The organism is Sulfurimonas sp. HSL1-2, assembly GCF_039645565.1.
GTDB lineage: Bacteria > Campylobacterota > Campylobacteria > Campylobacterales > Sulfurimonadaceae > Thiomicrolovo > Thiomicrolovo zhangzhouensis.
In genome coordinates this window covers 392,936-406,717 of record NZ_CP147914.1, presented here as the reverse complement: position 1 = coordinate 406,717, position 13,782 = coordinate 392,936, and the positions used below count along the sequence as shown (strand labels likewise).

General features: G+C 61.4%; 13 protein-coding genes. 2 read left to right on the top strand and 11 right to left on the bottom strand.

Annotated features, from left to right (window positions below):
* Nucleotides 1-4: 4 nt before the first annotated feature.
* The 10 genes from WCX18_RS02100 to WCX18_RS02055 all read right to left on the bottom strand — a co-directional run bounded on the left by WCX18_RS02100 (nt 5) and on the right by WCX18_RS02055 (nt 9,738).
* Nucleotides 5-1,102, bottom strand: a complete 1,098-nt coding sequence (locus tag WCX18_RS02100; RefSeq protein ID WP_345989150.1) for an aminotransferase class I/II-fold pyridoxal phosphate-dependent enzyme — start codon at nt 1,100-1,102, stop codon at nt 5-7.
* The gene (locus WCX18_RS02095) at nt 1,099-1,851 is read right to left on the bottom strand and encodes a M48 family metallopeptidase (RefSeq protein WP_345989148.1); all 753 of its coding nucleotides are present in this window, start codon (nt 1,849-1,851) and stop codon (nt 1,099-1,101) included. The genes WCX18_RS02100 and WCX18_RS02095 overlap by 4 nt, the downstream gene beginning before the upstream one ends.
* The gene (gene maf, locus WCX18_RS02090; protein WP_345989146.1) at nt 1,848-2,411 is read right to left on the bottom strand and encodes a septum formation inhibitor Maf; all 564 of its coding nucleotides are present in this window, start codon (nt 2,409-2,411) and stop codon (nt 1,848-1,850) included. The genes WCX18_RS02095 and maf overlap by 4 nt, the downstream gene beginning before the upstream one ends.
* A gap of 4 nt (nt 2,412-2,415) precedes the next feature.
* Complete coding sequence (locus WCX18_RS02085) at nt 2,416-2,952, bottom strand: hypothetical protein (RefSeq protein ID WP_345989144.1); 537 nt, start codon at nt 2,950-2,952, stop codon at nt 2,416-2,418.
* Nucleotides 2,949-5,498 (bottom strand): alanine--tRNA ligase, encoded by a 2,550-nt coding sequence (alaS, locus tag WCX18_RS02080; RefSeq protein ID WP_345989142.1) that lies wholly within the window; start codon nt 5,496-5,498, stop codon nt 2,949-2,951. The genes WCX18_RS02085 and alaS overlap by 4 nt, the downstream gene beginning before the upstream one ends.
* Before the next feature lie 110 nt (nt 5,499-5,608).
* Complete coding sequence (locus WCX18_RS02075) at nt 5,609-5,950, bottom strand: hypothetical protein (protein ID WP_345989140.1); 342 nt, start codon at nt 5,948-5,950, stop codon at nt 5,609-5,611.
* 59 nt (nt 5,951-6,009) lie between these two features.
* Nucleotides 6,010-6,627, bottom strand: coding sequence for a DedA family protein (locus WCX18_RS02070; protein ID WP_345989138.1), 618 nt, complete (start codon nt 6,625-6,627; stop codon nt 6,010-6,012).
* Nucleotides 6,627-7,643, bottom strand: a complete 1,017-nt coding sequence (murG, locus tag WCX18_RS02065; RefSeq protein WP_345989136.1) for an undecaprenyldiphospho-muramoylpentapeptide beta-N-acetylglucosaminyltransferase — start codon at nt 7,641-7,643, stop codon at nt 6,627-6,629. The genes WCX18_RS02070 and murG overlap by 1 nt, the downstream gene beginning before the upstream one ends.
* Nucleotides 7,640-8,800 carry an FtsW/RodA/SpoVE family cell cycle protein gene (locus tag WCX18_RS02060; protein ID WP_345989134.1) on the bottom strand — a complete coding sequence of 387 codons (1,161 nt, stop codon included), beginning with the start codon at nt 8,798-8,800 and terminating at the stop codon, nt 7,640-7,642. The genes murG and WCX18_RS02060 overlap by 4 nt, the downstream gene beginning before the upstream one ends.
* A gap of 98 nt (nt 8,801-8,898) precedes the next feature.
* Complete coding sequence (locus WCX18_RS02055) at nt 8,899-9,738, bottom strand: hypothetical protein (protein WP_345989132.1); 840 nt, start codon at nt 9,736-9,738, stop codon at nt 8,899-8,901.
* 82 nt (nt 9,739-9,820) lie between these two features.
* On the opposite strand from WCX18_RS02055, the gene WCX18_RS02050 reads away from it, so the two are divergent.
* Nucleotides 9,821-11,626 carry a penicillin-binding protein 2 gene (locus WCX18_RS02050; protein WP_345989130.1) on the top strand — a complete coding sequence of 602 codons (1,806 nt, stop codon included), beginning with the start codon at nt 9,821-9,823 and terminating at the stop codon, nt 11,624-11,626.
* 175 nt (nt 11,627-11,801) lie between these two features.
* Here WCX18_RS02050 and panC read toward each other — a convergent pair whose 3' ends face one another.
* Nucleotides 11,802-12,623 carry a pantoate--beta-alanine ligase gene (gene panC / locus WCX18_RS02045; RefSeq protein WP_345989128.1) on the bottom strand — a complete coding sequence of 274 codons (822 nt, stop codon included), beginning with the start codon at nt 12,621-12,623 and terminating at the stop codon, nt 11,802-11,804.
* 61 nt (nt 12,624-12,684) lie between these two features.
* Between panC and prfB the strand changes: the two genes are divergently transcribed.
* On the top strand, nt 12,685-13,782 hold the full coding sequence (gene prfB / locus WCX18_RS02040; protein ID WP_345989126.1) for a peptide chain release factor 2: 1,098 nt from the start codon (nt 12,685-12,687) through the stop codon (nt 13,780-13,782).

Sequence of the window (13,782 nt, the reverse complement as noted above, 5' to 3'; positions counted from 1 at the left end):
GCGCCTATTTTACCCAACGGGCGACAATCTCGCAACCGCGCCGCAGCGCTGCCTCATCGACCCCAAGACGTCCGATGAGCCGCACGATCGCCCGCTCCACCGTCGGCTGGCGGATGGCACCTACGAGCATCCCCTCTTCCAGCAGCGCCGCCTGGATATCCATCACCTTCCGGTTGTCGCCGACGGGAACGGCCGCGATAAGGCCGTCCGCGTTGATACCGAGCATGGCGTTCATCATCGCACGGCGCGCTTCTATCTGTTCATGCAGTTCCCCGGCATGTTCCAGGATATGGCGCAGAGACGCATGGGCCAGTGCCGTATCGAAGAGGGAGGGTGCCGTTGCATAGATGACGGGTTTTGCCCGGTTGAGCAGATAGTCGGTAATATGGCGTGAGGCGAGTACGTAGGCCCCGAAACTGCCGTACGCCTTTCCCAGCGTTCCCATCTTGAGGTGGTTGGGTTTCGGCGTGATACCGTAGAGATCGAAAACGCCGAGCAGCCGCGGCCCGACCACCCCGCTGCTGTGCGCCTCGTCGACGATCAGCAGGGCGTCGTGCCGCTCGGCGATGTCGAAGATCTCGCGTGCCATCAGGTCTCCGTCCATCGAGTAGATCCCCTCGACGGCGATGATACGGCGGCGGGCATCGGACACGGCAAGTTTCGCCTCCAGCTCCCGGATGTCGTTGTGCCCGAAATAGGTCACCTTCCCCTCGACGAGTTTGGCGGCCAGCACCCCACTGGCATGGTACTTCGCATCCATAAAGAGCTCGTCGCCGCGGCGCACCAGGGCCTCGATCATCGCAAGGTTCGCGTTGAACCCGCTGCCCATGACGATCCCCGCTTCAAACCCGTTGGCCTCACAGAGTGCATCTTCGAACTCCCGGTGGATCGCGTGGTAGCCGTTGACGAGCATCGAGGCCTTGGGGGCGTGCACCTTCTCCCCGTGCAGCCGCGCGACGGCGGCGTCGAACATCTCCGGTTTCTCCGCCAGCCCCAGGTAGTCGTTTGAGGCGAGGTCGACCGTCTCCGCACCGAACACGCGGCGCGTTCTGAAACGGCCGGCGTGCCGGAGTGCGGCCAGCTCTTTGTCGTAATAGTTCATCGCTCTTCCGGGAGGCTCTTCACAAAAGCCCTGATCGCATCGATACGCGACTGGTCCGACGGGTGGGTCGAGAGGAACTCCGGCGCCTTCTTGCCCCCGGAGGCCTCTTTCATCTTCTGCCAGAACGCCACCGCCTGGTTCGGATCGAAGCCCGCTTTCCACATCAGGTAGATGCCGATCTGGTCCGCTTCGGATTCATGCTTCCGGCTGTAGGGCAGCAGTACCCCCAACTGCGTAGAGAGCCCGTAGGCCTGGCTGTAAAGCCCCTGGTACTCCGCGGGCACCCCCATGGCTGCTCCGAGCAGCTGACCGCCTGTATTGCTGACCATCTGCATCGACATCCGCTCCGCCCCGTGGCGCGCGAGGGCATGGGCGATCTCATGCCCCATCACCGTCGCAATCTGGTCGTCGTTCGCCGTCAGTTTGAGCAGCCCCGTGTAGAAGTAGACCTTCCCGCCGGGGAGGCAGAAGGCGTTGAGGGTGTCGGATTCAATAACGTTGAACTCCCACTGGAAATCATCCCTGCCGCTTACCGCGGCGATCCGTTTCCCGATACGGCGGATACGCTCCGTCTGGGCTTTGTCCGTCGAGAGCTTGGCGCTCTGTTTGAGCTTTTCGGACTCGCTGAGCCCCAGGGAGATCTCCTGTTCGTTGGAGATCAGGATCAGCTGGGAACGCCCCGTGACGGGGGTTTTGGCACAGCCGGCGATCATCAGTATCAGCATCAATGCGGTAGCAAGTCGATTCATAAGCCCTCCAGGAATGGTTTCAGGGCCTCGACGTTGAGCCCCATCGCCGTGCTTTCGTTTCCGCGAACGCTGCGGATGTAGGGTTTGCAGAAGCCTTCGACCATGCAGCCCCCGGCTTTGCCCCGCCACTCCCCGGAAGCGAGGTAGCGCTCCAGGTCCTCGGGGTCGAAGGGGTCGAAAAGATAGTCTGTCGCAGAGATGTCAATGAGTTTCAGGCGGGGGGAGTGGTAGATCATGCAGGTGATGATGGAAGTGACGTTTCCGCTCTGCGTCATCAGGATATTGCGCGCGTCGTCAAGGCAGCGCGCCTTGCGCAGGATCTGCCCCTGCGAGGTGACGACGGAGTCGGCGACGAGGAGCGGATGCTCCTCCATGCCGAAGGTCTGCATCCCCTCCTCGTACTTGCCCACCGTCGCCTGGTAGACGAAGTTTTTCGGCGACGTGGCAACGATCTGCTCCTCGTCGTAGTCCACCGGGGTCTGGATAAAATCGATCCCGGCCTGCGTCAACAGCAGGGCCCGGCTTTGCGAGGCGGAGGCGAGGCGGAGGGGTGCGGCCATAACCTTACGCGTGCGAGTAGCGCAGCGTGACTCCCAGGTAGATGGCGATAACGCCGAGGATGATGTTCAGCGGGACCATGTATTTTCCGATCAGCCCCAGCAGCCCTTTGGCCGCGGCGAAATCACCGGCATCGATCTTTTTCTGCGCCTTGTTGCGGCGCAGAATCATGGCACCGAGGTTAAGCGCCATAATGAGCCAGATCGCCTCTTTGACGTGCACGAGCTGGTAGGTCGCGAACGCCGCTTCATCGATGACGTTGCCGTTCGCGTCCACCGACGCGGCACGGAAGCCCCAGCCTACCGCCATCAGGACGGCCGTAACGATCAGGATGACGACGAAGGGAGTGACGATCGCGAAGAGGCGCTTAAGAGCCTGTGCGGTACGTGCCAGGCGCAGCGGCGGCTCCAGCTCCATAAAAGAGTGGTGCGCGGCGAAACGCATGGCGATCATCCCGCCGACCCAGACGACGGCGCTGAGCACGTGCAGGAAGACGATCAGGGTGCTGTATTCCCAGAAGAGGGTGACCATAGCCTCTTTCATGACAGCGCCTCCGTAATATAGGCTTTGGACGCCTCAAGCGCCTCGGGCAGCTTGGAGGCGTCTTTGCCGCCGGCCTGGGCGAAGTCCGGACGTCCGCCCCCGCCGCCGCCGAGGATCGGTGCGATCGCTTTGATCCAGTCACCCGCCTTGGCACCGGCGTTCTTGACGCCGGCGGCGATCATCACCTTGTCGCCTTTGACCTGGAAGAGCATCGCCGCGACGCTCTCGTTCATGTTCTTGAGCTCGTCGATGCGCCCCTTGACGTCACCGCTCTTGATCTCTTCGACGAAGACGCTGACGCCGTTGATCGTCTCCGCGGCCAGGGACTCCTTCGCAGCGTTCTGGGCATCCTGGAGTTCGACTCTCAGCGTGTTAATCTGCTCTTTGAGGCGTTCGACCCCGGCCAGTACGTCGCGGTTCTTGACCGCGGCTTCCGCTTCGCCGATCAGGTGGCGCTGCTGCTTGAAGTAGTCGTAGGCCGCCTTGGAGCAGACCGCTTCAATCCGGCGAACACCGGCACTGACACCGCTCTCTTTGGTAATGACGAACATCCCGATCTCGCTCGTGCTGCCGACGTGGGTCCCGCCGCAGAATTCGATGGAAGCATCGCCGAAACGGACGACGCGGACACGGTCGCCGTACTTCTCGCCGAACTGCGCTTTCGCGCCGCTCTGCTTGGCCGCTTCGATATCCATCTCCTCTGTCGCGTTCGTGATGCCGCGCTGAACGACGAGGTTCACGCGTTCTTCGACGGCCGCGATCTCCGCGGCGGTCATCGCCTTGGGGTGGGAGAAGTCGAAACGCAGACGGTCGGCTTCGACGAGAGAGCCCGCCTGGGAGATATGCTCGCCCAGCTCTTCGTAAAGCGCCGCATGCAGGAGGTGCGTCGCGGAGTGGTGGCGTTCGATCTCCCGGCGTGCTTCGTCGACGACCGCCGTGACGCTGTCACCGACATTGATCGTCGCCGTGGCACGGATCTTGGAGAGGTTGAGGCCGAAGAACTTCTTCGTCTCCAGGACCTCTGCAACCCCTTCAAGCAGGCCCGTATCGCCCGTCTGTCCGCCGCTTTCGGCGTAGAAAGGCGTCTCATCGAGCAGCACCCACCCTTCGTGGCGCGCATGCAGGCTCTCCTCGCGGCCGAAACCTGTGCTCAGCAGAGCCAGGACCTTCGACGTTGCCTTCATGGTGCTGTAGCCGATGAAAGCGTTCTCGCCGAACTGTTCCAGGAGTGCTTTGAAGTCCCCTTCGACGTGGGCGTCACCGCTTCCTTTCCAGGCCGCTTTGGCGCGTTCGCGCTGTTCGGTCATCAGGCGTTCGAACGTCGCCGTATCGAGGCCCAGCCCTTTTTCGCGCAGCATGTCCTCGGTGAGGTCGAGCGGGAAGCCGAAGGTGTCGTAGAGTTTGAAGGCGGTCTCGCCGCTGAAGACATCCTTGGTCTTCTTGAGTTCTTCGCTGAAGAGGGCGATCCCGTCCTCGATCGTTTTGAAGAAGCGCTCCTCCTCGAGCATGATCTGCTCCTTGACGACGGGCGCCTTTTCCGACAGGTAGGGGTACTGGTGCCCCATCAGCTCTACGACGGTATCGACGATCTCGTGCATAAAGGGTTTGCTGAAGCCCAGCAGGTAGCCGTGGCGTACCGCGCGGCGGAGAATACGGCGCAGGACGTAGCCCCGCCCCTCGTTGGAGAAGTTCGTCCCCTGTGAAAGCAGGAAAGTGACGGTACGGATATGGTCCGCGATGACGCGGTAGCTCGCGCCGCCGGCATAGTCATACGGCTTGCCGATGAGCGCTTCGACCTTGTTGATGATCGGCATGAAGAGGGAGGAGTCGTAGTTGCTGAACTTGCCTTCTTTGACGGCGACGACGCGCTCAAGTCCCATCCCCGTATCGATGGAGGGCTTGGGCAGCGGGTTCAGTTCGCCCTTCGCATTGCGCTCATACTGCATGAAGACGAGGTTCCAGATCTCTAAGAATCGGTCGCCGTCGCCGCCCATGTAGTCCTCTGGGCCGTTGAAATGCTCCGCACCCTGGTCGATAAAGATCTCTGAACAGGGACCGCATGGGCCCGTGTCGCCCATCTGCCAGAAGTTGTCTTTGTCCCCCAGGCGCATGATGCGGTCAGCCGCGATGTGTTTCTTCCAGATCGCCTCGGCCTCGTCGTCGCTTTCGTGTACCGTGACCCAGAGTTTTTCCACCGGCAGTGCGAGCACCTCGGTTACGAACTCCCACGCGTAGGCGATCGCTTCCTCTTTGAAATAGTCGCCGAAGCTGAAGTTGCCCAGCATTTCGAAGAAGGTGTGGTGGCGGGCCGTGTGGCCGACGTTTTCCAGGTCGTTGTGCTTCCCGCCGGCACGGACACAGGTCTGGCACGACGTGGCACGGGGGTTCTCGGGTACCGGCACCTCGCCGGTAAAGATCGTCTTGAACGGGACCATCCCCGCATTGTTGAACAGCAGCGTGGCGTCGTCGGGCACGAGCGGCGCGCTCGCCACCGGCGTGTGGCCCTTGGATTCAAAAAACTTCAGATAGGCTTCGCGTACATCCATACTCTCATCACTTTGTGCGGCAGCTCACCGCGTAAAATATGCGCGATTATAGCAAAGCGGGGATTAAGCGTACCTCTAATGACCGGGAGGCGCTCCTGCAGCGCAGGAAGTTAAAGGCGGGAAAGCGCCGTCGCGATATGGCGGCGGATCGTCCCGAGGGTGGCAATGAACTCGAAGTAGAAGTGCTCCGTCTCCTCGTCCACCTCGCCTGTCTGTCCTATCACTTCGAGCCACTCCATCGCCTCGCGCAGCGTATCGCGTTCGATCGCGCAGGCGCAGCAGACTTCGGGTTCGCTGTTCATGCCGTCATTGAGCATCACATAGGAGCGGGTAACGCAATCGGCAAGCTGCACGGCGTAATCACGGTCCTGCAACATCTCTGCCGACAGCGGATCGATTTTGGCGATGAGGGCATCAAACTGCCTGTGGATCGACTCGATCATCTCTTTCATGGGGTCTCCTGGCGCCGCATTTAACCCTCCATGATACATAAGTTTTCCTAAAGAGTTACTCAAACCTCATCGGGGGTTTCGCGCGGCCGTCGACGGCGGTAGACATAGAAGGCGACGAGCAGGACCACCCCGGCGAAAACCGCCAGGGTGATTTCCCGCAGGTAGGTGCGCAGCAGCGCCTCGTTCTCCCCGATCAGGTAGCCCGCCATCACCAGGATGAGGCTCCACAGCCCCGCCCCGAGCGCCGTATAGCCCAGGAAAGGGACCAGGGGCATCCGCGCCAGCCCGGCGGGAATGGAGATAAGCTGCCGGATTCCGGGCAGCAGCCGCCCCGAAAAGGTCGAAATCGGCCCGTGCGCCGCGAAAAACGCATCGAGACGCTCCAGGCTTTTTTCGGAGATGAAGAAGTAGCGGCCGTAGCGGCGCAGCAGCGGCAGTCCGAGCAGCAGCGCCAGGTAGTAGTTGACGAGCGCTCCGGTCAACGAACCCAGCAGAGCCATGAGCATGACAAGCAACGGGTGCATCTCCCCCCGGGCGATGAGATAGCCCGCCGGCACCAGGACGACCTCGCTCGGGAAGGGAACGAAGGAGCTCTCCACCGCCATCAGGGCGAAGATCCCCGCGTACCCCAGTCCCAGGACCGTCTCGACGAGCCACTGCGTCAGTTCCGCCAGCATCAGCACGCCTCCCGGACTGCGTCCATGATCCGTGCCGCCGCATCCTCGCGCTCAAGCATACGTAACCCGCGGCTGGCCGCGGCAACACCCTCATCGAGTATCTCTGCCAGCATCTCGGGACGGAGCGCTTCCTCGCGGACAACCCAGGAAAGCCCCTGCTCCGCCAGGAAGACAGCATTGTAGTACTGGTGATCCCCAGCCGCGTAAGGGTAGGGAACATAGAGCGCCGGCAGCCCGTTGGCCGCCAGCTCCCAAAGCGTGCTCGCCCCCGCCCGGCTGACGGCGAGGTCGCTGCGTGCCAGCAGGGCGGGAAGCTCCTTTGTAAACCCGTAGAGTTCCGCTTCGATCCCGCTTTGTGCATAGGCGGAGCGCACCCGTTCATAATCGCGTTCGCCGCACTGGTGGATGACGGCAATCCCGCGCCGGGCAAGTTCCGGCGCGACGGCCAGGGCGAAATCATTGATCGCTTTCGCCCCCTGCGAGCCGCCCAGGAAGATCACCGTCTGCACGCTGTCGCGTTCCCGCGCCGTCTCGAACAGCGCCCGGTTGACCGGGTAGCTCCTGACGGGGCTGCCCGGGTCGTAGGAGCTGAAAAAGCGGCGCGCATAGCGGCGCAGAAGACGGTTGAGCCTTCCGGTGACGGCGTTTTGTTCGTGAATGAAAAAGGGGATACCCAGGGCGAGGGCCGCAAAGGAGGCCGGGGCCGCCGAGAAGCCCCCGACGCTGATCACCGCGTCGGGCCGGTAGCCCTTCAGGATCCGCCGCGCTTCCGCCCCGGCCCGTGCCACCCGCCACAGCGCCGCCAGTTTCGCCGCGCCGCGGCGGTTGACGACCCCCGTCGTCCCGAGAAAGTGGGTCTGGACGAATGCCGACCCCTCCCCGAACCACATCCGGTCCTGCCCCGTGGTCGAACCGATAAAGATCGCCTCGTCGCCTGCGGCGGTGATGGCGTCCAGGAGTGCCTTGGCGATGGCCAGGTGCCCGCCGGTCCCGCCGCCTGTCAATACGAATTTCAATACTGTGCCTTTTTCGAGATCATCAGGACCATGCCCACGCCGACGGCCGACGCGATCATCGCCGAACCCCCGTAGCTGAGGAAAGGTACCGAGATCCCCTTGATGGGGGTGATGCCGCTGATGCCGAAGGCGTTGAGCAGGAATGCGAAGGCCAGCAGCAGCCCCACCCCGACGCTGAAGAGCGAATAGCGGGCATTGCCGGTGCGGTTGGCAATGGTAAAGATGCGCTTGAGCATCCAGGCGAAAAGCCCCGTCACGACGGCCACGCCGATAAATCCGAACTCTTCGGCGATCCCCGCCAGAATGAAGTCCGTATGCACCTCGCTGAGGAAGCCCAGTTTGAACGTCCCGCTGCCGAGCCCCGTACCGATGATCCCGCCGTTGTGGATCGCGTTGAGGGAGTGGCTGATCTGGTAGGGTTCGTCGTGGGACTGCACCCGCAGATGCGAGGCGATGAATTCGGGCATGAGCGAGAGGATGGAGTCCTGCGCCAGCGACCACCAGGAGATGATCCGCGCAACGCGGTGCTGGGCCGTAAAGATAAAGACAACGAAGGCCCCGACCGCCAGAGCCATCAGCACCAGAAAAAAGCGGAAACTGCTGCCGGCAAGCATCAGCATGAAGAGCAGCGACATCGCCAGGACCATCACCTGGCCCAGGTCCTTCTGCATCACGGCGATCAGGACCATGACGAGGATGAAGAAGGCGGCATAGGGGATAAACTGCCGGAATTCCCCCTTGATGCCGAGTTCGCTGTGGTGGCGGATCTTGCGCGAAAAACTCCACGCGAGGAAGTAGACGAACCCGATCTTGAAGAGCTCCACGGGGGCCAATGAAACCCCGGCGAAGCGGATCCACCGTTTCGCCCCGCCGACTTCCGTCACCAGCGACGAAGGCATAAAAGGCATCCCCAGCATCAGCACGAGCCCGCCCAGAAAGAGCAGGAAGCCGAGCCGGCCGAGCCAGACGTCGGGATCGAGCTGGGCGATGGCCCACATGAGGAGAATGGAGAAGAGGCCGAACGCCATCTGGCGCAGGGCGAAGTGCATCGGGGTGTAATCGAACAGCACGACCGTATACTCCGAAAGGGAGTAGATCATCACGACACTGATCGCGATCAGGGTCGAGGCGGTGACGAACAGGGTTCTATCGGGCATGCACACTCCGGCTTTTTGGGATGTATTTTAGCCGCCGTCGGCTTATGCCCTCCTCTGAAGCGAGCCTGTTCCAAGCGTTCGGACGCGCAGAGGTCTGCCTAGTCGCAGGTGTGGTTCGGCAGGCGGAAGGTCTGGGCGCCGCCGAAGTAGAGCGTGTTGTTTTCCAGCCGTATGTCGTAGCGTTCGGAACTCCCGTCGCCGAAGTTCAGCTGCAGGTGTTCGTCTTCGAGATGCCATTCGCCCCGGCGCAGCAGGGTATGGCGCGACGTTTCGTTCGCCACGGTATAGACCCCCCGCAGCAGCGCTTCGCCGCTGCGGCACAGCCACACTTCGCGCCTCTCGGTAAACGTGCCGCTGTTCTGGTAGAAAACGAAGTGCCCGCCGGTGATGCGCTGGTAAATCCCCTCCATATGCGCCGGCAGGGCACGCAGGGGGGTGAAGCCGATGCTGTCGCCGACCGAGATCATCGTCTGGCGCATCCCGTCATACCCTTCAGGGGTAAAAAAGCCGTACAGCACAATCGCACGCCCCTGCGGCCCCAGCACGACATAGACCAGTGCCCGCGTAAAAGGGCCGGGGCCCTCGACCCGGTAAAGCCGGTAGAGCAGCGACGTCCGCAGGGCCGACGGCTGTGACGGGGAGAAGAGTTGCAGCCCGTAATAGGTCATCTGTTCGGGCAGCATCTGCAGGGGACTGCCGAGCACGCTGGCATTGGCTTCGGCGAGGATGCGGCCGCTGCCGTCGGGCGACTGCAGGATCAGAGGTCCCCGTTCACCGGAGAGCTGCGCGTTCCACCGTGCGGGGAGCATCATCGACGCCCCCAGGCTCGGAACACCCAGTTTCTGCGGCCCTGTATACACCCGGCCGCTTTCAAGGGTCTCGGCTGACACTATTCCCGATACAAAAAGGCACAGCAGCATAAGGGTGCGAACTATCATGGGCACACTATACACTAACCCCCCTTTCAAGCACAAAACGCTATAGTCCGACTACCGAAACATGCAGGGCGGAAGCAGCACGATGGTCAACGTTGAACTGAACAAAAAGAAAAAGATCGTCATCCTCTTTTTGCTGATCACCTTCGCGTTTGCCGTCTTCGCCCTCGTCATGGCAAGCAAAGCCCTGGGCGAACGCCACACCCCGCGCCTCTACACCTCCGCCACCACCAAAGCGATGCGCGGCAGCATCGTCAGCGCCGACGGCTTCCACATCGCGACGACACGCAAACTCTACAAGGCCACCGTCAACACCCGGAACATCGACCCCGGGAAAAAAGAGCTCTTCGTGCAGCTCTTCTCCATCTACAGCGGCATCCCGGTTCAGAAGATCCGCCAGAAACTCGCCAAGCGCCAGGGCATCGTGGTGCTCAGTTACGACATCTCCCCCAAGCGGGCCCAGTACCTCAAAAGCCTCGCCTTCGAGCTGCGGCGCCTCGGGGTCTTCGTCGAGTATGAAACCCCCTCGGGCGATACGATCCTGCACGGACTGAATGTCGTCGAAAGCGGCGAGGCCCGCGTCTACCCCTACGGCGATCTGCTCACCCCGCTCATCGGCTACCCCCGCAAATTCGAGGAGGACGGCTATACCCGCAACCGCGGCATCAAAGGGCTGGAAAAGCAGTTCGATGACTCGCTGCAGGCGCGCCGCAACGGCTACACTTACGCCCCCCGCGACGCCAACAACTACAAGCGCCTCACCAAGGAGAGCCTCTTCACCCCGCCGCTCGACGGCTACGACCTCCAGCTCACGATTCCCGTCACCCTGCAGATCAGGGTCGAGCGCATCGCCGACGCCATGCAGGCATACCTGGGGGCCGAGGAGATCATGGTGGTGATCATGCGCAGCGACGACGGGAAGGTCCTCTCGCTGGCCAGCTCCAACCGCTTCCAGCCGACCCAGATCAAAAAGAGCGACTACAGCTCCCTCAATACGGGGGCGCTCGAATACAGCTTCGAACCGGGTTCGGTCCTCAAACCCCTCGTCTTCTCCATCCTGCTCGAGCACGGCAAGGTCAACCCCTTCGACATTGTCAACGGGCACGGGGGCCGCTTCAAGATGGGCCGCAAAGTGATCACCGACGAGCACAAATTCCACTGGATCAGCGCCGAGAACGTCATCGTCCACTCCTCGAACATCGGAATCGCCCAGCTGGCCCAGAAGCTCGACGGCGACGAGTTCGTCGAAGGGCTCCGCAATTTCGGTCTGACCCTCCCGACTGGGATGGATTTCCCCTACGAAAAACACGGGGTCCTTCCCAGCGTACGGCAGCTCAACGCCGAGATCTACAAGGCCACCACCTCCTACGGCTACGGTCTGCGCGTCGACCTGATGCAGCTCATCAAGGCCTACAACGTCTTCAACAACGGCGGCAAGGCGGTGGTCCCGACCGTCGTGGAGCAGCTTATCGATCCCGCGACGGGTGAGACCATCGCCCTCGAAACAGACGACCCGGTCCAGGTGCTCACCCCTTCCACGGCGGAGCGGATGAAACAGATCCTTATCAAGACCGTCCGGGAGGGGACCGGGACGGGGACGATCACCCCCGGCCTCGAGATCGGCGGTAAAACGGGGACGGCCCACATCGCAGAGCGGGGACGCTACGTCAACCAGTACAACACCTCCTTCCTCGGCTTCGCCAACGACACGCAGGGGCACCGCTATACGATCGGCGTCACCGTGATCCGGCCGAAAAAATACCATTTCGCGTCGCTGACCGCCGTCGCGGTCAACAAAAAAGTGATCGATATGATGGTGCGGGAGGGGTACCTCGTGCCGGACCCGGTAGTGGCGGCGTTAGAGGAAACAGTGACAAAGCCGCAACATTAAGAAGCGACGTAAAGCATGTCCAAAGAGATGTAAATGGTCGGGACCGAAACGGTCTTTAGCGGTCGAGCGGATCACCGGGGAGTGGCATGTCCCGAGAGCGGCAGCTTGTTGCCCTTTCTTCTTCCCGGTTCGGCTTCTTCTTTGGGCACACAAAGAAGAAGGGGAACAAAACCCCTCAAATCCAGACGTTATCCAAAAGCCGTGTCGTCCCGACAACCGCCTCGACAAGAATGATCGTATTGCCGACTTCCACCGTGTCTATAGGCATAAACGCCCGGTTGACGATGGCAACGTGTTCGACTTCCAGCGGCTCCAGGACGGCCAGCATCTCCACGTAAAGACGGTCACAGTCCAGAACCCCCTTGCCGACCAGATGCGACGCCTTCGTCAGCGCGCGGGAGATCTTCAGCGCTTCACTGCGCTCGTCGGCGGAGAGGTAGGCGTTGCGCGAACTGAGCGCCAGCCCGTCGCTGTCGCGCACCGTATGGCACGGCACGATCTCGACGTCCATGAAGAGGTTCTTGACCATCTCACGGATGAGCATCAGCTGCTGGGCATCTTTCCGCCCGAAATAGGCGCGGTCGGGACGGACGATATTGAGCAGCTTGTTCACGACCGTCAATACACCGCTGAAGTGGCCCGGCCGCGACGTACCCTCCAGGATGTAGCCGCGTACATCCGGGGCGATGAGGCTCACTTCGTCCTCGCCGTACATATCCGAGACATCGGGATAAAAGAGGAAATCGACACCGGCAAGAGCACAGATCTTTTCGTCCGCCTCTTTGCGGCGCGGGTATGCGTCCAGGTCCTCGCCTGGCAGGAACTGCGTCGGGTTGACGAAGATGGAGACGACGACGATGTCGTTCGCCTCCCTGGCCGCCTGGATCAGCGTCTTGTGACCGATGTGAAGCGCCCCCATCGTCGGGACGAAACCGACACTCCCCTGCGCCGCTTTAAGCGCGTCTTTAAGGGCATTGGGGCTCTTGATAATCTCCATGTTTTAAGCCTCGATTGAATATAATCGGCATTATATCTGATCTATTTTTGGAGAGACATTTTTGGACCATTACGAATACGGCGAACTCTTAAAAACGCTCAAAACGAAAATGAAAAATATCACCGGTGTCGTCCGGCCCGACGCCATCAAAACGCGTCTGGGCGAGATTGCGGACCTGGAAAACTCCCAGGATTTCTGGAACGATGCCGCCAATGCCGCCGTCGTGCAGAAAGAGAAGACGCAACTCGAGCGCAAGCTGGCCAAGTACGAAACGGCGGCAGCCGCGCTGAGCGACGCCGCCGACCTCTACGAGATGGCCAAAGATGAGGGGGACGACGAGACGGTCCAGACCCTCTTCGACGAAGCCGCAGACCTGGAAGAGAATGTCCGGACCATGGAGATAGAGGTACTCCTCAGCGGCCCCAACGACGGCAACAACGCCATCGTTTCCATCCACCCGGGTGCGGGTGGAACGGAGTCCCAGGACTGGGCCTCCATTCTGCTGCGGATGTATACCCGCTGGGCGGAACGCCGCGGTTTCAGCGTCGAAACCCTCGACTACCAGAGCGGTGAAGAGGCGGGGATCAAGGATGCCTCCATCATCATCAAGGGAGAAAACGCCTACGGCTACCTCAAGGTCGAAAACGGCATCCACCGCCTCGTGCGGATCAGCCCCTTCGACTCCAACGCCAAGCGCCACACCTCCTTTACCTCGGTGCTCGTCTCCCCGGAGATCGAGGATGACATCGACATCGTTATCGAGGACAAGGATATCCGTATCGATACCTACCGCGCCTCCGGTGCCGGCGGCCAGCACGTCAACAAAACCGAATCGGCCATCCGCATCACCCACATCCCGACGAATATCGTCGTACAGTGCCAGAACGACCGGAGCCAGCACAAGAACAAGGCAACGGCGATGAAGATGCTCAAGTCCCGCCTCTACGAGTATGAACTCGAACTCAAACGTGCGGAAGAAGCGGGGATCGAGAAGAGCGAAATCGGCTGGGGGCACCAGATCCGCTCCTATGTCATGCAGCCCTACCAGCAGGTCAAAGACACCCGTTCGAACGAGGCCTACTCCAACGTCACTGCCATCCTCGACGGCGACATCGACAAGATGCTCGAAGGGGTACTGATCACGCAGAGCAGGAGCTAG